This window comes from Bradyrhizobium nivariense (genome assembly GCF_029846695.2).
Classification (GTDB): Bacteria; Pseudomonadota; Alphaproteobacteria; order Rhizobiales; family Xanthobacteraceae; genus Bradyrhizobium.
In genome coordinates, this window is sequence record NZ_JARWCR020000034.1 from 54,593 (window position 1) to 71,967 (window position 17,375).

At 65.8% G+C, this 17,375-nt stretch carries 18 protein-coding genes; 13 read left to right on the forward strand and 5 right to left on the reverse strand.

Features of this window, described 5'->3' with window-relative positions; translation table 11 throughout:
- The first annotated feature begins 55 nt into the window (after positions 1 to 55).
- The 5 genes from accC (at position 56) to aat (ending at position 5,321) form a co-directional block, all read left to right on the forward strand.
- Positions 56 to 1,414 carry an acetyl-CoA carboxylase biotin carboxylase subunit gene (gene accC, locus QCM77_RS25500; protein WP_279685364.1) on the forward strand — a complete coding sequence of 453 codons (1,359 nt, stop codon included), beginning with the start codon at positions 56 to 58 and terminating at the stop codon, positions 1,412 to 1,414.
- A gap of 121 nt (positions 1,415 to 1,535) precedes the next feature.
- Entirely contained in the window at positions 1,536 to 3,053 is a 1,518-nt protein-coding gene (locus QCM77_RS25505) for a sensor histidine kinase (protein WP_279685366.1), read from the forward strand.
- On the forward strand, positions 3,050 to 3,490 hold the full coding sequence (locus QCM77_RS25510; protein WP_279668511.1) for a response regulator: 441 nt from the start codon (positions 3,050 to 3,052) through the stop codon (positions 3,488 to 3,490). The genes QCM77_RS25505 and QCM77_RS25510 overlap by 4 nt, the downstream gene beginning before the upstream one ends.
- Positions 3,487 to 4,590: a sensor histidine kinase gene (locus QCM77_RS25515; RefSeq protein ID WP_279668510.1), complete on the forward strand. Its 1,104-nt coding sequence runs from the start codon at positions 3,487 to 3,489 to the stop codon at positions 4,588 to 4,590. Before QCM77_RS25510 ends, QCM77_RS25515 begins: the two co-directional genes overlap by 4 nt.
- A 50-nt stretch (positions 4,591 to 4,640) precedes the next feature.
- Positions 4,641 to 5,321 carry a leucyl/phenylalanyl-tRNA--protein transferase gene (gene aat, locus QCM77_RS25520; protein WP_279668509.1) on the forward strand — a complete coding sequence of 227 codons (681 nt, stop codon included), beginning with the start codon at positions 4,641 to 4,643 and terminating at the stop codon, positions 5,319 to 5,321.
- A gap of 137 nt (positions 5,322 to 5,458) precedes the next feature.
- Here aat and QCM77_RS25525 read toward each other — a convergent pair whose 3' ends face one another.
- Positions 5,459 to 6,511: a DUF2155 domain-containing protein gene (locus tag QCM77_RS25525; RefSeq protein ID WP_279668508.1), complete on the reverse strand. Its 1,053-nt coding sequence runs from the start codon at positions 6,509 to 6,511 to the stop codon at positions 5,459 to 5,461.
- 237 nt (positions 6,512 to 6,748) lie between these two features.
- Here QCM77_RS25525 and lipP1 point away from each other — a divergent pair, with 237 nt between their 5' ends.
- From lipP1 to QCM77_RS25545, 4 genes are all read left to right on the forward strand, one after another.
- A complete protein-coding gene (lipP1, locus tag QCM77_RS25530) occupies positions 6,749 to 7,696 on the forward strand; it encodes a LipP1 family hormone-sensitive lipase (protein WP_279685367.1) in 948 nt (315 codons plus the stop codon).
- A 14-nt stretch (positions 7,697 to 7,710) separates the two neighbouring features.
- On the forward strand, positions 7,711 to 8,730 hold the full coding sequence (locus tag QCM77_RS25535) for a bile acid:sodium symporter family protein (protein ID WP_279668506.1): 1,020 nt from the start codon (positions 7,711 to 7,713) through the stop codon (positions 8,728 to 8,730).
- Between the two features lie 26 nt (positions 8,731 to 8,756).
- A complete protein-coding gene (locus QCM77_RS25540) occupies positions 8,757 to 8,888 on the forward strand; it encodes a hypothetical protein (RefSeq protein WP_279685368.1) in 132 nt (43 codons plus the stop codon).
- Positions 8,889 to 9,216: 328 nt separating this feature from the next.
- A complete protein-coding gene (locus QCM77_RS25545) occupies positions 9,217 to 9,480 on the forward strand; it encodes a tail fiber domain-containing protein (protein WP_347882393.1) in 264 nt (87 codons plus the stop codon).
- A gap of 26 nt (positions 9,481 to 9,506) precedes the next feature.
- Here QCM77_RS25545 and QCM77_RS25550 read toward each other — a convergent pair whose 3' ends face one another.
- A complete protein-coding gene (locus tag QCM77_RS25550) occupies positions 9,507 to 10,445 on the reverse strand; it encodes a GlxA family transcriptional regulator (RefSeq protein WP_279668505.1) in 939 nt (312 codons plus the stop codon).
- A gap of 95 nt (positions 10,446 to 10,540) precedes the next feature.
- Between QCM77_RS25550 and QCM77_RS25555 the strand changes: the two genes are divergently transcribed.
- Positions 10,541 to 11,227, forward strand: coding sequence for a DJ-1/PfpI family protein (locus QCM77_RS25555; protein ID WP_279668504.1), 687 nt, complete (start codon positions 10,541 to 10,543; stop codon positions 11,225 to 11,227).
- A 342-nt stretch (positions 11,228 to 11,569) separates the two neighbouring features.
- Here the strand turns inward: QCM77_RS25555 and QCM77_RS25560 are convergent, their stop codons facing one another.
- Complete coding sequence (locus QCM77_RS25560; RefSeq protein ID WP_279668503.1) at positions 11,570 to 11,977, reverse strand: NADH:ubiquinone oxidoreductase subunit NDUFA12; 408 nt, start codon at positions 11,975 to 11,977, stop codon at positions 11,570 to 11,572.
- Positions 11,978 to 12,219: 242 nt separating this feature from the next.
- On the opposite strand from QCM77_RS25560, the gene QCM77_RS25565 reads away from it, so the two are divergent.
- Positions 12,220 to 12,849: a BA14K family protein gene (locus tag QCM77_RS25565; RefSeq protein ID WP_279668502.1), complete on the forward strand. Its 630-nt coding sequence runs from the start codon at positions 12,220 to 12,222 to the stop codon at positions 12,847 to 12,849.
- A gap of 39 nt (positions 12,850 to 12,888) precedes the next feature.
- Here QCM77_RS25565 and QCM77_RS25570 read toward each other — a convergent pair whose 3' ends face one another.
- Entirely contained in the window at positions 12,889 to 13,137 is a 249-nt protein-coding gene (locus QCM77_RS25570) for a hypothetical protein (RefSeq protein ID WP_279668501.1), read from the reverse strand.
- 528 nt (positions 13,138 to 13,665) lie between these two features.
- Between QCM77_RS25570 and QCM77_RS25575 the strand changes: the two genes are divergently transcribed.
- Both QCM77_RS25575 and QCM77_RS25580 read left to right on the forward strand, forming a co-directional pair.
- Entirely contained in the window at positions 13,666 to 14,082 is a 417-nt protein-coding gene (locus QCM77_RS25575; RefSeq protein ID WP_279668500.1) for a response regulator, read from the forward strand.
- Positions 14,079 to 16,334 (forward strand): CHASE3 domain-containing protein, encoded by a 2,256-nt coding sequence (locus tag QCM77_RS25580; RefSeq protein ID WP_279668499.1) that lies wholly within the window; start codon positions 14,079 to 14,081, stop codon positions 16,332 to 16,334. Before QCM77_RS25575 ends, QCM77_RS25580 begins: the two co-directional genes overlap by 4 nt.
- A gap of 59 nt (positions 16,335 to 16,393) precedes the next feature.
- On the opposite strand, the gene QCM77_RS25585 is transcribed toward QCM77_RS25580, so the two are convergent.
- Positions 16,394 to 17,290 (reverse strand): DMT family transporter, encoded by an 897-nt coding sequence (locus QCM77_RS25585; RefSeq protein WP_279668498.1) that lies wholly within the window; start codon positions 17,288 to 17,290, stop codon positions 16,394 to 16,396.
- Positions 17,291 to 17,375 lie beyond the last annotated feature (85 nt).

Sequence of the window (17,375 nt, forward strand, 5' to 3'; positions counted from 1 at the left end):
CGAGGGCGGCCTCATCGCCCTCGCCGCTTCCCGCGCGCCAGTCCTTAAGGACACCATGTTCGACAAGATCCTCATAGCCAATCGCGGCGAGATCGCCCTTCGCATCCTGCGCGCCTGCAAGGAGCTCGGGATCGCGACCGTCGCCGTGCACTCCACCGCCGACGCCGATGCCATGCATGTGCGCCTGTCGGACGAGAGCGTGTGCATCGGGCCACCGGCGTCCAAGGACAGCTATCTCAACGTGCCGGCGCTGCTCGCGGCCTGTGAGATCACCGGCGCCGACGCCGTGCATCCCGGCTACGGCTTCCTGTCGGAGAACGCGCGCTTCGCGGAAATCCTCTCCGAGCACAATCTGCATTTCATCGGCCCGAAGGCCGAGCACATCCGCCTGATGGGCGACAAGATCGAGGCCAAGAAGACCGCCAGGAAACTCGGCATTCCCGTGGTGCCCGGCTCCGAGGGAGGGGTCGGCCCCAACGACGACGCGATGGCGATCGCCAAGAAGATCGGCTTCCCCGTGCTGGTCAAAGCCGCTGCCGGCGGCGGCGGCCGCGGCATGAAGGTGGCCGAGAGCGAGGCCGACCTTCAGATGGCGCTGTCGACGGCCGCCAACGAGGCCAAGTCCGCTTTCGGCGATGCCTCCGTCTACCTCGAAAAATATCTCCAGAAGCCGCGCCACATCGAGATCCAGATCCTCGGCGACGGCCGCGGCGGCGCGATCCATCTTGGCGAACGCGACTGCTCGCTGCAGCGACGCCACCAGAAGGTCTGGGAGGAAGGCCCCTCGCCCGTGCTGGCCGCGGCCGCGCGCGCCAAGATCGGCGAGACCTGCGCCAAGGCGATGCGCGAGATGAAATATCTCGGCGTCGGCACCATCGAATTCCTGTTCGAGGACGCAGAGTTCTACTTCATCGAGATGAACACCCGCATCCAGGTCGAACATCCCGTCACCGAGAGCATCACCGACATCGACCTCGTGCTGGAGCAAATCCGCATCGCCGCCGGCGGCGACCTGCCAGCGAGGCAGGAAGAGGTCCAGGTCATCGGCCACGCGATCGAGTGCCGCATCAACGCCGAAAATCCGCAGACCTTCCGTCCTTCACCCGGCCGCATCACGCAATATCACCCGCCCGGGGGGCTCGGTGTGCGGATCGATTCCGCAGTCTATCAGGGCTACACGATCCCGCCCTATTACGACTCGCTCGTCGGCAAGCTGATCGTGCACGGCAAGACCCGCGGCGAGTGCCTGATGCGACTGCGCCGGGCGCTGGACGAGATGGTGGTTGAGGGCATCGAGACCACGCTGCCGCTGTTCCGCGCGCTGGTGCGGGAAGACGACATCATCAACGGCGACTACCACATTCACTGGCTGGAACAGTATCTCGCCGGCAAGACGGAACCCGCCCCGAGATAATCTTCTCTCCACGGAACCCTTTGGCCCCAATCGCGTTCTGGACGGTGGGGACAGTTCCGAGGGGGTGTTTTGAATTCCGCCAAGCCTGATATTCCGCGAAGCCTGATCAGGCGAGACCGTCGTGACCGCTGACGCGCAGCGACGGCGCGCATTTTGGCAGATCCTGCTGTTCTCGGCGGGCCTTCTGGTGTTGACCGTGATCAGCGCCGGCTCCGTCTACCTCGTCAACAAGGCGAGAGATGACAGCAAATGGGTGCTTCACACCATCGAGGCGGAGAACCAGATCAACGCCCTGCTGCTGGAAATCCGGCGTGCCGAGAGCGCCGCCCGCGGCTACCTTCTGACACAAGGGGCGGATTTCCAGACCGACCATGACAAGGCCGTGGCGGCAATCATCCCCGCTCTCGACAGGCTTACGCGCCTGATCGGCGACAATCCGGCGCAACGCGAAAGCATCGAGAAGCTGAGCACGGCGATCGAGACCCGGCTCGGCCAGTTCGTGCAGGAGATGGATTTCGTCCGCCAGGGTGAGCCGGAGAAGGCCACAGCGCGGGTCCGCGAGATCGCCTCCACGGACGCCACAGCCGTCATCGCCAAAGTCGCGACGGAGATGATTCAGGAAGAAGAACGGCTGTTCCTGCTTCGAACGGCAAATTCGGACCGCAGCCAGACCCTCGCCGCGTCGATGACCGGCATTGGCTCCGGCCTCGTCGTGCTGCTGGCCCTGATCTCGACCTGGCTGGTGCGGCGCTCGACAACGGCCCGCGATGACGCCGAGGCGCGCCTGCGCGATGCCTATGTCAATCTGGAGGCCGTGGTCGACGAACGCACGGCCGATCTGCGCGAAGCCAACAACGAGATCCAGCGCTTTGCCTATATCGTCAGCCACGATCTGCGCTCGCCACTCGTCAACATCATGGGCTTCACCAGCGAACTCGAGGAGCTCGGCGCCGACATTTTCCGCCGTATCGGCGGCCTCACCCATGTCCCGGCCGACGGGCCGCCGCCGGCGGCCGGCGAGATCGCGCTCGAAGGTGCCGACAAGCAGCTTTCAGGGGATTTTTCCGAAGCGCTGGACTTCATCAAGTCGTCGATCGCCAAGATGGACCGCCTGATCTCGGCGATCCTCAATCTCACCCGCGAGGGCCGCCGCGAGTTCCAGCCGGAAAAGATCGACACGCGCGGGCTGATCGAGGCGATCGCATCGACGCTGGCGCATCAGGCCGCCGAAGCGCAGGCCGAGATCCACATCGCGCCGCTGCCGGATCTCGTCAGCGACCGCCTGGCGCTGGAGCAGATCTTCTCCAATCTGATCGACAACGCCATCAAATATCTCAAGCCCGGCGCTCCCGGCGAGATCAGAATCCGCGGGCGCACCAAGCTCGGCTACGCTATCTTCGAGATCAGCGATAACGGCCGCGGGATCGATCCGAAGGATCACCAGCGGATATTCGACCTGTTTCGCCGCGCGGGAACCCAGGACACGCCCGGTCAGGGCATCGGTCTTGCGCATGTGCGTGCACTTGTGCGTCGCCTCGGCGGCACCATGTCGGTATCATCGGAACTGAATACGGGAAGTACCTTCACCATTACGCTGCCCATCACCTGGAACGCCAGCAACCGGAACGCCGATCAATGACTCAACCCGTCAGCATCATCATGATCGAGGACGACGAGGGACATGCGCGACTGATCGAGCGGAACATCCGCCGATCCGGCGTCAACAACGAGATCATCTCCTTCGCCAACGGCACGGACGCGATGAGGCACCTGTTCGGGGCCGACGGCAGCGGGCTCGTCCAGAAGGGCAACGCGCTCCTGATCCTGCTCGATCTCAACCTCCCCGACATGACCGGGATCGACATCCTGAAGCAGATCAAGGAGAGCAAATATCTGAAGGCCTCGCCCGTGGTGGTGCTGACCACCACCGACGATTCCCAGGAAATCAAACGCTGCTACGAGTTCGGCTGCAACGTCTACATCACCAAACCCGTGAACTACGAGAATTTCGCCAATGCCATCCGGCAGCTCGGCTTGTTCTTCTCGGTCATCCAGGTCCCGCCCGCCGCCTCATGAACCAGCGCACACCTACACTGCTCTACATCGACGACGACGGCGCGCTGGCGCGCCTGGTCGATCGCGGCCTGACACGGCGCGGCTACAAGGTCGTTCATGCCGCAAGCGGTGAGGAAGGCCTCGAGCTCATCCGTCGCGCGGGGACGACCGGCGGCATCGACGTCGTGGCGCTCGACCAGTACATGCCCGGCCTCGACGGGCTGGAGACGCTGGAGCAGATCATGGCGATCTCAGACGCGCCGCCGGTGGTTTTCGTCACCGCCTCGCAGGATTCCAGCATTGCAGTGACGGCGCTGAAGGCGGGCGCTGCCGATTATCTCGTCAAGGACGTCAGGGGCGACTTCATCCCCCTGCTTCACGTCGCGGCCGAGGGCGCGCTGCGCCAGGCCGAATTGCAAAAGGCGCGCGACGAAGCCGAAGCCGAGATCCATGCGTCGCGCGACCGCTACGCTGCCCTTGCCGCCGAACGCGAGCTGCTGCTGCGCGAGGTCAACCACCGCGTCGGCAACTCGCTCCAGATCATCGCCTCGCTGCTGCATCTCCAGGCAAGCTCCGCCGCGCAGGACGAGGTCAAGGCGGCGTTGACCAATGCGATGGGCCGCGTCGCCGCGGTCGCGCAGGTGCACCGCCGCCTCTACACCTCGCAGGACCTGAAGAGCGTGGTCTTGAACCAGTATCTGGACTCGCTGCTCGAGGATTTGCGCCGCTCGGCCGAGGGCAACCGGATGTCGCGCCTGACGCTGAAGGCCGAACCGATCGAGATCGATCCGGACCGTGCGGTCGCCGTCGGCATCATCGTCAACGAGCTGGTGATGAACGCGGTGAAATACGCCTATCCTGACGGCGCCGGCCCGATTCATGTCGAGCTGACCTCGCAGGGCGACGATCTCCTGCTGGCGATTAGCGATGACGGCGTCGGCGACAACGTCAAGGCCGATCCGCGCTCCACCGGCATGGGCCAGCGCATCGTCGCAGCCATGGCCACCAAGCTCGACGCCTCGGTCGAGCGCGACCCCGCGCATTCCGGAACCCGCATCATGTTGAGGTTCCGCCGCGTGCCCGTTGCCCCCGTCAAGCCCAATACTGCCGCAGCGAGCTGACCTGCACCGCCCATCGCAACCGCATTGCGATCCTGCTATTGTCGCGAGCCATGACCTCGCGCGACTCCGCCCCGTCTGAAATCACGCCCGCCGTGCTGCTGCGCGCCTATGCCTGCGGCATCTTTCCGATGGCCGAAAGCGCCGACGATCCGACCCTGTTCTGGGTCGAGCCGGAGTTGCGCGGGGTCATCCCGCTCGACGGATTTCGCGTGGCCTCGCGGCTCGCGCGCACCGTGCGTTCGGATTCATTCCGCGTGACCGTCAATACCGCGTTCAAGGCCACGATCGCCGGCTGCGCTGCGCCGCAGGCGGGGCGCGAGGACACCTGGATCAACAAGCGCATCCGCGACCTCTATGGCGGCCTGTACGAGCTCGGCCATTGCCACAGCGTCGAGGCCTGGCAGGGCGAGGACCTCGTCGGCGGGCTTTACGGCGTCAGCCTGGGGCGGGCCTTTTTCGGCGAGAGCATGTTTCACACCGCGCGCGATGCGTCCAAGGTCGCGCTGGTGCATCTGGTCGCGCGGCTCATCCATGGCGGCTTCGGGCTGCTCGACACCCAATACGTCACCGAGCATCTGAAGAGTTTTGGCGCGGCCGAAATTTCGCGGCGGCGCTACACCGCGCTGCTCGACAAGGCGCTCGCGGGTGAGCCCGGCGATTTCCTGAAGCTCTCCGCCGGTGAAGCGATCCCGGGCGCACGCGCGCTCGAGATCATCGCCTCACGGCAATAATCGGGGATCTTACCGGCCGAACCCGGGGGATTTGGCCTAAAGCATGATCCGGAAAAGTGCGAAGCGGTTTTCCGAAAAGATCATGCTCAAACAACAACCTAAAGCGCGATGATGATTCATCCTCATCTCATCGCGCTTTAGCGGCCAAACCCCGGGATACCGAACAGACCCGGCCGCTGCTCCGGCGGGGGAGGTGGCGGCGGCGCCGGTTGCTGCTGCTGGATCGGCGGCAACGGCTGCGGCGGGCGCTGCTGCACGGCCTGCTTGGGCGCGGCCTTCTTCTGCGCGGGCGGCGGTGGCGCGGCCGGCTTGGTGCCGGGATCCGGCGCCGCGGTCGCGATGGTCTGCTGCGGCTCTTTGCAGTCGGTGAGCCAGATATCGTAGATCGGGTGCTCGACGCCGTGCAGGCCCGGACTTGCCGCGTACATCCAGCCCGAGAAGATGCGCTTCACCTCACCCTGCAAGGTGATCTCGTCGACCTCGACGAAGGCGTCGGTGTTGGCGGCCTCGGTCGCCGGCCGCGTGTAGCAGGCGTTGGTTTTGACGCGCAGCGCGCCGAACTGCACAGTCTCGCCGATATCCTCGTCGAAATTGATGATGCGCCCGGTGATCTTGTCGAGGCCGGAGAAGGTCGCCTTCTTGTTCACGATCTTCTGGGCCGGCGGCTCGGTGACGACCTCGTCGCCCGGCTGGAGGCTCGCCGGCGTCTGGGGGACGGTGCCGCCCGGCCCGCCCTTCTGCTGCGGCTGGCGCTGACCGGGCACACCCGGCTGCGGAGCGCCTTGCGGATTGGACGGAGCAACCGCCACGGACGGCGGCTGGTTTGGCGGAGCGACGCTAGAACCGGGCGGCGGCGCCAGAGGTTGGGTCTCGACCGGCCCCGGCATCACATTGCCCTGCCGTCCCGGCGGCGGCGCCATCGGGCGCGACGGCAGCACACGGCCCTGCGGCGGCAGCTCCGGCACCTCTTCGTCGTCGTCGGGGATCTGCTGCTGCGGCTGGGGCTGGCCACGCGGAATGTTGCCGGGCGGCCGCAGCGGCGGCGGATCGGAAAAGATCGTGCCGATCTGCGCCTGCGCCGGTGTCGCAACCGTCAGTGCGGTGGCGGCCAGAAGCGCCGCAAGACCTGTCAGGGTAAAGGTTCGAAACATCTCGCGCGGCTTCAACAGCGAATCGGGTTTGCTGGACATTCTACAGGGGTACCGCCGCTCGCAGGCCATCCGGTTAACACGGCGAATACGGCGGGGGAAGGGCGGCATCCCTGCCCTTCCCGGCCCGGTCTGGCCAGATCTGCCCCCGGATGGGATAGTCGCACACCCTTCCCAAGGACCTCCCCAAGGGTCTCCAAAGGGTCTCCGAAGGGTCGAGGCGGGCATCGCCCCCGAAAACGACGTCCAACCATAACTGAAACTCGGAGGTGGCTCCCCATGCCCGTTGTGCTCGATCCCGATGCCGCCGCCGTCTACAAGGCCTTCCAGGAGGCCGGTCGTCCCGCCCACGAGACCCTGGCCGCACCGGAAGCGCGCGCCTATTACGCGCAGGCGCGCTTTGCGACCGATCCCGAGCCACCGGAACTCGCGCGCGTCACGCCGCTGTCGATCCCGGCACCGCACGGCGCCATTCCCGCGCGCCTTTATGTTCCGAAAGAACCGCGCCGGCACGACGGCTTATCGCCAGCGCTGGTGTTCTTCCATGGCGGCGGCTGGGTGATCGGCGATCTCGACTCCCACGACGTCGTCTGCCGCCAGCTCGCGGTCGAAGCCGCGCTGATCGTGATCTCGGTCGACTACCGTCTCGCGCCCGAGCACAAATTTCCCGCCGCCACCGACGACGCGATTGCCGCGACCAGATGGGTTGCCGCCAACGCGCGCGAGCTCGGCATCGACGCCGCGCGGCTTTCGATCGGCGGCGACAGCGCCGGCGGCAATCTCGCCGCAGTCGTCGCGCTTGCCGCGCGCGACGGCAACGGTCCTGCGATCGCGGGGCAGTTGCTGATCTACCCCGCGACTGATTTCGCGATGACGCACGGCTCTCACCGCGAGCCCGAGACCAGCGTGCTGCTGACGCATTCGGTGATCCGCTGGTTCCGCGACCATTATCTCAAGGGCGCCGCCGACATCCACGACTGGCGCGCCTCGCCGGCGCGCGCGAAAAACCTTGCCGGCTTGCCGCCGGCCTATGTGCTGACCGCCGGCGCCGATCCCCTGCGCGACGAAGGCGACGAATATGCCGAGCGCCTCAAGCAGGCCGGCGTGCCCGTCACCACCAAGCACTATCCCGGCCAGTTCCACGGCTTCTTCACCATGGGAAAATTGTTGCGACAGGCCAACATCGCCGCGAGCGAGATCGGCGTCTGGTTGAAGGGATTGGGCTGACGCCGACGTCCCGCATGCCATCCGTCTTTCAAAAAATTGTCGCCCTCCCGCTGCGCGGGCTGACATGGCTCGGCAGCCAGGGCACCCGCGCGGTGGCCGCCGTCGTGTTCATCGCGCTCGCGGTGCCGCCGCTCGGTGCGGTGCTACGCCCTTACGTCACCGAGGCGATCCTCGTTCTGCTCTGCATCTCCTTCATGCGGGTCGATCTCGCCGCGCTCTACGGCCATTTGCGCCGGCCGGCGCTGGTCGCGACCGCGACCGCCTGGACCATGATCGGCGTGCCTGTGATCGTCGGGCTGATCGTCCATGCAACCGGACTCACGGCGCACTCGCCCGGCCTTGCCCTGGCATTGATGCTCCAGAGCATGGCCTCGCCGATGATGGCCGCGCCGGCGCTGGCCGCGCTGATGGGCCTCGATGCCACGCTCGTGCTGGTCACGCTGGTGACCTCGACCGCCCTGGTGCCGTTCACGGCGTCGCTGTTCGCAAGCCTCTTCCTCGATGGCATGCTCAGCATCTCGCCGCTTGCGCTGGGGCTGAAGCTGCTCGGTATCCTCGCGGCATCGCTGCTTGCCGCGACCGTGATCCGATGGGTTTTTGGCGCGGCCGCGATCCAGCGCCACAGGCGGCCGATCGACGGCTTCAACATCATCATCCTGCTGGTCTTCGCGACCGCGATCATGGGCGATGTCGCGAGCGATCTCGTCGCCCGGCCGATATTCACGGTCGGCTTCGCAGCTCTCGCCTTCGCGATCTATTTCACGCTGCTCGCAGTGACCACGCTGCTGTTCCGCCGCATCGGCTATGAGCGCGCGCTGGCGCTCGGGCTGATGGTGTCACAGCGCAATCTGGGCCTGATGCTGGCCGCCACCGCCGGCGCGCTGCCGCCCACCACCTGGCTCTATTTCGCGATGACGCAGTTTCCGATTCATCTTGCGCCGTACATGCTGATGCCGATCGCGCGGCGTCTGGCGGCGCGTACGGATACGTCCACGGCGACCGCCGCAAACAGCACCAGCCAGGCTGTGGACTGACGGCATTCCTATCGGCCGACAAGCCATTGATCGACAAGACCTTGATCGACAAGACCTTGATCGACAAGACCTTGATCGAGAAGGCGTTGGCTCCAACTCATGGAGGCGGCGGAGCTCCCATCAGTTCGCTACGCTGCAATGCGGTGGTGGTTCTGTGAACCGAGGTGCGGCAGGTATTGCTCGAAGACAATTGCTCGCTGAACGAAAATCTGATCGTATTCTCTATCTCGGCGAGACAATTTCCCTGCCAACGATTGAATGAAGGAGACAATGATGCGCTCGATCCTCCTGGCCGCGCTCGGCGTTACGGTCTTCTCCGCAACTATGGCTATCGAGACACCTGAGGCAAATGCTGTTGTCTATTGCGCCGCCGGTGTCTACCGCGCCGGCTGCGTCGCCCGACCTGTCGGGCCCGTTGTGGCACCAGTCGTCGGTGTGCGAGGTGTTGCACGGCGGACAACCCGGCGTGTCGTTCGGCGATCCGACATGATGCTCAAGCATGACATCTTCCTCCTCGGCCACCTCGAAAATGGCCTCGGCTTCTATCGCTTCGCCTACAACGGCGGCAACAAGACCTATGTCGGCGTGATGGCGCAGGAAGTGCAGACGATCATGCCCACCGCGGTGATGCGTGGCGGCGACGGTTACTTGCGGGTCTCTTACGACATGCTCGGCGTCAAGTTTCAGACCTACGACCAGTGGACCGCGTCGGGCGCTCATGTCCCGGCCGGCACACCAGTCGAGCAGTAGCGCTCGGATCAAAGCGAGTTAACGTCCTAACCTGCCCGCGCCGCGCGGCGCAGTGCCTGCGGTGGCTGGCCGAAGGCACGGATGAAGGCGCGACGCATGCGCTCGGGATCGCGGAAGCCGGTCGCCTCCGCGACGAGCTCGATCGCCTCGCGCGAGGACTGCACGCGCTCGCGCGCGACCTCGATGCGCAAGCGCTCGATGGCCTTCGACGGCGTCGTGCCGGTCTCGGCGGCAAAGGCGCGGGCAAAATGCCGCGCGCTCATGCCGGCGCGATCGGCGAGGTCTTCCACCGTCAACCGGGCGTCGAGGTTCTCGCGCGCCCAGGACAGCAGCGCGCCGAAGCGGCCGTTCGGCGTCTTCAACTCCAGCAGCGAAGAGAATTGCGACTGGCCGCCGCTGCGGCGATGATAGAGCACGAGCTGCCGTGCGGTCTGTTGCGCGATCTCCTCGCCATGGTCCTCGGTCACCATCGCGAGCGCCAGATCGATACCCGCTGAGATGCCTGCAGACGTCCACACATCGCCGTCACGCGTGAAAATCTGGTCAGGCTCGAACTTCACCTTGGGATAGCGCGCGACGAAATCCCGCGTCCGCCCCCAATGCGTGGTGGCGCGGCGGCCATCGAGCAGGCCCGCTTCGGCGAGCACATACGCGCCCGAGCAGACGCTCGCGACCCGCACGCCGCGCCGCGCCAGCCGCTGCACGAATGCGCGCGTGACCTCGCAGCGCGCGGCCTCTGTCACGCCTGCACCGCCTGCGATGACCAGCGTCGTGATCGCATTCGCCGACTTGAAATCGCGCGCCATCATCTCCACGCCGGACGAGCTGCGCACGGGCCCCGCGTTCAGCGCAAGCACACGGATCGCCGGTGGCTTGCCGGTGGCGCGCGCCGCGATCTCGAACACCGAGATCGGGCCGGCCGCATCGAGCAGCTGGAAATCCGGGAAGATCAGGATGCCGATCATGGGTCATGTCCGAAAGCGAGGGAATTACGCCATTTTGGACAGAAGGGCATCATGAGAGGCTGCGTCCGTCAAGCTTATCTTTGGAGGACCTGCCCATGTCGTCACCGCTCCAGATCGGTCTCTTGGTATTTCCGCGCGTCACCCAGCTCGACTTCACCGGCCCCTTGCAGGTGTTCTCCTCCGTGCCCGGTGCAAAACTGCACCTGATCTGGAAACGGATCGAGCCGGTGCCGAGCGATTCCGTGCTGACGCTGACGCCGACCACCACCTTCGGCGACTGCCCGCAGCTCGACATGATCTGCGTGCCCGGCGGCCGTGGCACCGACGATCTGCTCAACGACAAGGAGGTGCTCGATTTCCTGCGCCGGCAGGCCGACGGCGCCAAGTACGTCACCTCGGTCTGCACGGGGTCGCTGGCGCTCGGCGCCGCCGGCCTGCTGAAAGGCTACCGCGCCGCCACCCATTGGAGCGCGATGGAGATGCTCGGCCAGTTCGGCGCGACGCCGACCAGGACGCGCGTCTGCGTCGATCGCAACCGCATCACCGGCGGCGGCGTCACCGCGGGGATCGATTTCGCGCTGACGCTGGTCTCGATCCTGGTCGACCGCACCACGGCGGAAGCGATCCAGCTTCAGCTCGAATACAATCCCGCGCCGCCGTTCAATTCAGGCTCGCCTGAGACGGCGCCCGCCGAGGTGCTCGCCCTTCTCAGGGAGCGCGGCGCAGCGAACCAGGCTCGCCGCCTCGAAGCGGTCAAGCGCGCGGCCGAACGGGTGATGTAGAGCCGAAAACAGAAAAAGGCCGCCCGGTTTCCCAAGCGGCCTTTCCTGTCTCACGGCGGCTGCACATTTCATCGGGCGATTTCGGAACTGCCAGACCGGGGGCCTATCTCCCGATCGAGTCCTGGTCGGCGGCCGCTGCATTTCGGGACAGTCGCGAACTGTTGCCCGAACCGAACGCGATGGTCTCCCATCTCCGTAAGATGGGACCATTGAGCCGCATCGCTCGCGCGGCTGCAACGCCCGCGCAGGAATCATCCCCGCTGTTCGCGTTGTCCACAACAGGGTGAGGCGAATGCGTGTGCATCCACTTGCACAACAAGGATTGGGGCGGAGCCTGGAACGCTAGCCAGGCGTCCAGGGCTGATAGTCGCCGGTCGCCTTCGGACGCTTGCCGCTGGCGAGCGTCGAGCCCGAGGGGCGGTAGGCGTTGGGCGTGCCGGTGAGATTCGGCTGGTGCGGCTTTTCCCACTCGCGCGGCTGGTAATTGGTCTCGGTCGGCGGCACGTCGACGGTGTGATGCATCCAGCCGTGCCAGGACGGCGGGATACGGCTCGCCTCGGCATAGCCGTTGTAGATCACCCAGCGCCGCTCGAAGCCGAGCGTCGGGTCGATCGCCCCGCCGCGGGTGCGATAATAGAGATTGCCCTGCTCGTCCTGGCCGACCAGTTCCCCGTACCGCTTGGTCCAGAGTTGGGTGCCAAAAGTCTGGCCACTCCACCAGGTGAAGAACTTGAGGAAGAATTGTTTCATGCGGCAAGGGCCCTGCTTCGTCGGGTCCTGATGCCATCCTGACGGCGAAATGTCCAGTTCGGCGGGGGCGGCGGTGCCCCACGCAAAACGATGTGGCAAGGCCCGGATGCCGCAAATCGGACGCGATCCGTTCATGCTGGATACAGCGTCCGTATGCGAGCTTTTCTTCGCACGCAAACCGCCGTGATCCCGGGAACTACAGCCCTTTCATGGGGTTTGCCTCCGGGAAAAGGAGTTTGATCATGAAAAGCCTGAAAGTTTTGAGTGCCGCTGCAGCAGTGGCGCTAATTCTCCCGTTGGCGACGCCGAGCTTCGCCCAAGGCCGCGGCGGACATGGCGGTGGCGGCGGTGGCCACTTCGGCGGAGGTGGCGGTGCTCACTTCGGCGGCGGCGGTGGCGCCCACTTCGGTGGTGGCGGCGGTGGTGGCGGCGCCCGCATGGGTGGCGGCAACTTCGGCGGCGCACGGATCGGCGGCGGCGGCGCGAACTTCGCGGCAGGTGCAGCTGTTCGTCCCAGCGGCGGAGCAGCCTTCAGCGGCGGCGGTCGCAGCTTCGCAGCCACAGGCAGCAACTGGAATGGCGGCGGCGGCCATTGGCGCGGCGGCGGCTGGCGGCGCGGCGGCGGCTTCTGGCCCGGCGTGGCGGCAGGCGCAGCGATCGGCGGGCTCGGCTCTTACGCCTATTACGGCGGAGGATATTACAACGATCCCTACTATTACGGCGACGACAGCTACTATGACGAGCCGTCAGTGGCGGTGGTCCCCGATGGCGGCGGCGATTCCGCAGGCTACTGCGCGCAGCGCTACAGGTCCTACGACCCGGGCTCAGGCACCTATCTCGGCTATGACGGCCTGCGTCATCCCTGCCCGTAAGGCGGCCTGACCATCTAGACCTGTGGGCGGCGCCGATGATTATTGGCGCCGCCCATTTGGGCTTCCGGCTTCCTCGTGGTTTTCCAGCTTGAGATACAGCTCCAGCCAGCGCCGCTCGCGCGCCGTCAACGGCTCGCCCTGGAACGACCATGCCGGTCGCCCCTCCTCGTCCAGCGGAGCCGTGGCATCCAGCTGCTCGAACTCCGCACGCTCATTCGCCGACGGGCGTACGGCGGAAACAGCCGCCACGCATCGGAGACTACCGGTTTCTCGCGACGTCTTCGGCATCACGCGATCCCCGACCGTCTGCACTACGACTTCGGCACGGTGGAACCAACCAGCAGCGTGACGTCAACGGTCCCCGGCGCATTCCAGTCCACCGATCGCGGCGGACATCAGACGATTGAGACCGTTCGGGCCGGCCTCTCCTACAAGCTTGCGCCGTGAGCCGTCGCCAACGCTCATGAACCTGACCAGTGCCGACACCCTCTCGCAGGTCGAGCTGGCGCGGCTGTTTGATCTTTCCGCCAGACCATCGTGTCGACGGCTGAATCGCCCAGCACGAGGACCTCGAAGGCCAGCAGTTGCGGCGCCGGGCGAGGTTCCATGATGCGAGAGCGGCTTGCGCTGGTCAGCTCGATTTGTCTCGACTTCATGGAATGTCGAACCAGACGACGCTTCCCAAACTGTCGGGAACCCACGCCCCTCTATGCACCGCGCAGTGCATATCTACGAGGATCCAATCCCAAATTGACCCGACGCGCGATTCACCTGTATCACCAATGACTGTGGGGACTTCGATTACTGGGAAGTGTCATGCCGCGTATTCTCGTGGTTGATGACGATCCGATGGTCGGCGCGACCATCGAGGTCCTCCTCCAACGTCAGGGCTTCGACGTCACGTTGACCGACGGCGGAGAGACGGGTTTGGCTGCGCTCGAAACGCAAAATTTCGACGTGATGCTGGTTGACATCTTCATGCCGCATATGCGCGGCTTCGAGTCCATCCGCATCTTTCATGAGCGCGCGCCGGCGGTGCCGCTGATCGCGATGTCCGGCTACGCCTTCGCGTCATCCGCCTCGCCCTCTCCCGATTTCCTCCGCATGGCGCTGGAGCTCGGCGCAGCACGCTGCCTGCGCAAGCCGTTCACGCCGGACGCGCTGCTGACCACGATCCGGGAATGCCTCGCGGGCGAGAGTGGACAGCCGAAGGACAAGAAAGAAGTCCCTTGATCCCAACGCAGCGCGTCATTCTCGGTGCTGGACTTGCCATCCTCCTGATCATCACCGCAGCCTCGATCGGCCTCGACGTCAAGTCACGGTCCGATGCGGCCTGGGTCAATCACACCGTCGAGGTGCTGAAGAAGATCTCCGATCTGCGCTTGCTGCTGCGCCGCGCCGAGAGCGCCGCACGCGGCTACGAGATCTACCGCAGCCCGGGCTTCAGCGAGGAGTTTCATGCGGTGCAGGCCCAGATCGCGCCGGCACTCGCCGACCTCAAGCGCGGCGTCCGCGACAATCCCGATCAAGTCGGGCTGCTGGAGGGTACCGAACCGCTGGCGCTGCGCCGGCTCGAGATCGCCGCCGAGGCCATGCGCCTGCGCGCCGGGGACGACCAGTCCGGCATTGCCGCGCTCCAGGGCAAGGGCGAAGGCCGTGGCCTCATGGACACGGTGACGGGCAATCTCGATCGTTTGAGCGCAGAGGAAGAACGATTGCTCGCGGCGCGCTCCCAGGATTCGCGCCGCACCGGCATCGTGCTGCTCGGCATCGACGTCGCCGGCGCGCTGGTGATCCTGCTGCTGGTCGTGATGGTGATGCGCGAGAGCCAGCGCACCGAGGTCGCGCTCAAGAGCACGCTATCGGAGACCACGGCGGCCAACCAGCAGCTCGAGGCTGCGGTGGCCGAGCGCACCGAGCATCTGGTCACCGCGCATGACGAGCTGCGCCTGTCGGTCAACGTGCTCCAGAGCACCTTTCACAGCATGGCGGAGGCGGTGCTGGTCATCGATACCGAGGGCAATGTCCTTCTGTCCAATCCGGCCGCGGAGCGCATGCTGCTGCACCGGACCGGCATGAACCTGCGCAATCTGCGCGCGCTGTCCGAGGTGCTTCACGGCGACGGCGTCACCCCGCTCAAGCCAGACGAGCTGCCGTCGGCACGCGTGCTGCGCGGCGAGCAGTTCGAGGATATGGAGATGATCGTCCGCCCGCACAGCGGCAATGCTCCCCGTCACCTCATGATCAGCGGCCGGCCGATGCTGGACGGCCAAGGCGACATTTCCGGCGCGGTGCTGGTCTATCACGACGCGACCATGTCGCGCGAGACCGAGCGGCAGCTGTACCAGTCGCAGAAGCTGGATGCCATCGGCAAGCTGACCGGCGGCGTCGCGCACGACTTCAACAACATGCTGACCGTCATCTCCGGCAACACCGAGACGCTGGTGGCGAGCCTGAAGACCCAGCCCGAACTCCAGCGCACGGCGCGGCTGATCGACGAGGCCGCCGAGCGCTGCGCCGAGCTGATCCAGCATCTGCTCGCCTTTGCGCGCAGGCAGCCGCTCCAGCCGCGCGACGTCGAGATCAACGCTGCGGTTGCGGACATCGCAAAACTCCTGCGCCCCACCCTCGGCGAGCAGATCCAGATCGAGACCGTGCTGGAACAGGGGTCGATGACCTCGCACATCGATCCGTCCCGGCTCACCAATGCCGTGCTTAACATGGCGATCAACGCCCGCGACGCCATGCCGAACGGCGGCAAGCTGCTGTTCGAGGCCCACCGGGTCGTGCTCGACGAGGCCTATGCGCAGAATAACCCCGACGTGCGCCCCGGTCCTTACGTTATGCTCGCCGTCAGCGACACCGGCAGCGGCATGCCGGCCGAAGTGCAGCAGCAGGCATTCGAGCCGTTCTTCACCACCAAGGAGGTCGGCAAGGGAAGTGGCCTCGGCCTCTCCATGGTCTACGGCTTCGTCAAGCAGTCCGGCGGCCACATCAAGATCTACAGCGAGGAAGGCCACGGCACCACGATCAAGCTCTATCTGCCGCCGGGCGAAGGCATAACGGACGTGGCCGCCACCACGACGCCGCAAGCCGAAGGCGGCGCCGAGATCATTTTCGTGGTCGAGGATGACAGTCTCGTGCGCAACTTCGTCACCGCACAGCTCCGGAGTCTCGGCTACCAGACCGTCGCCGCGCCCGACAGCAAAGCGGCGCTGGAGTTGATCGAGACCGGCCAGCCGTTCGATCTCCTGTTCACCGACGTCGTCATCCCCGGCGGCATGAGCGGGCGCGAGCTCGCCGAGGAGGTCGCAAAGCGCCGCCCGGGCCTGAAGGTGCTCTACACCTCCGGCTACACCGACAACGCCATCGTCCACCACGGCAAGCTCGACGACGGCGTGATGCTGCTGACAAAACCCTATCGCCGCAACCAGCTCGCCGACATGATCAGGAAGGCGCTGAACGGCGGGGGGATGGCGGGCTAAAGCGTTTTCGAGCGAAGTCGATCCCGGCTCGCGTCAAGAAAACGCGTCAAATATGAATCCTATCGCGTCGCCAGCACCACGGCCGCGAGCGTGAAGATCAGCGATGCGATCTGCCCCGCGCCCAGCGGCTCGCCCAGCGCGATCGCCGAGGCCACCACGCCGATCACAGGCACCGCCATGGTGCCGATCGCGGCGACCGAGGCCGGCAGGCGCGCAAGTGCTGCGAACCAGCTGACATAGGCGATGCAGAACTGCACCACGGTCGAATAGACCACGAGCCACCAGCCGACCGGCGTCACCTGCTCCAGATGCGTGGTCTCGATGATGAGGCCGATGATCGAGATCGGCAGGCAGCCGATCCCGATCTGCCAGGCCGCTGCCGTGATCGGCGGCAGACGGATGGGGTACTTTTTCGAAAACACCGTGCCGAGCGCGAAGCCGATCGCGCCGCACAGCGCCATGATGATGCCCGGCAGCTTGTCCGCGGTGGCGGCAAAGCCGTTGCCGCCCATGATCGAGGCCAGGCCGGCAAAGGCCATCACCAGCGCGATGGTGCGCAACAATGTCGGCCGCTCGCCGAGCACGGGCCAGGCAATCAGCGAGGCCCAGACCGGCATGGTGTAGGCGATCAGCGCCGCTTCGCTCGCCGGCAGCCAGAGCAGCGCCAGGCCCATCAGCACCATCCAGCCGGTGACGTTAAGGATCGCGGCGGTCACGAGGCGCGGCCAGATCGCGGGCTCGACCTTGAGGCTCTGCCGGCGGATCACCGCCAGCGCCGCCAGCAGCACCGCGCCCAGCACGCCCGTCACCCCGCGCAAGGTCAGCGGCGGCAGCTCGGAGAGCAGGAATTTCGTCACCGGCCAGTTGAAGCCCCAGCCCACCGAGGTGATGGCGAGGAACATCAGGCCGGCCGGGGCGATGCGCGGTCGCAGCACCGGCCTTGTCGAATCAAGCATGTGGGTAGTCCGGCAAAATCGGGCTCAGCTTGGCGCGGATTCGCAGGCGCCACCACCACCCCGGCGGGCATGCCTGCCCTCACCT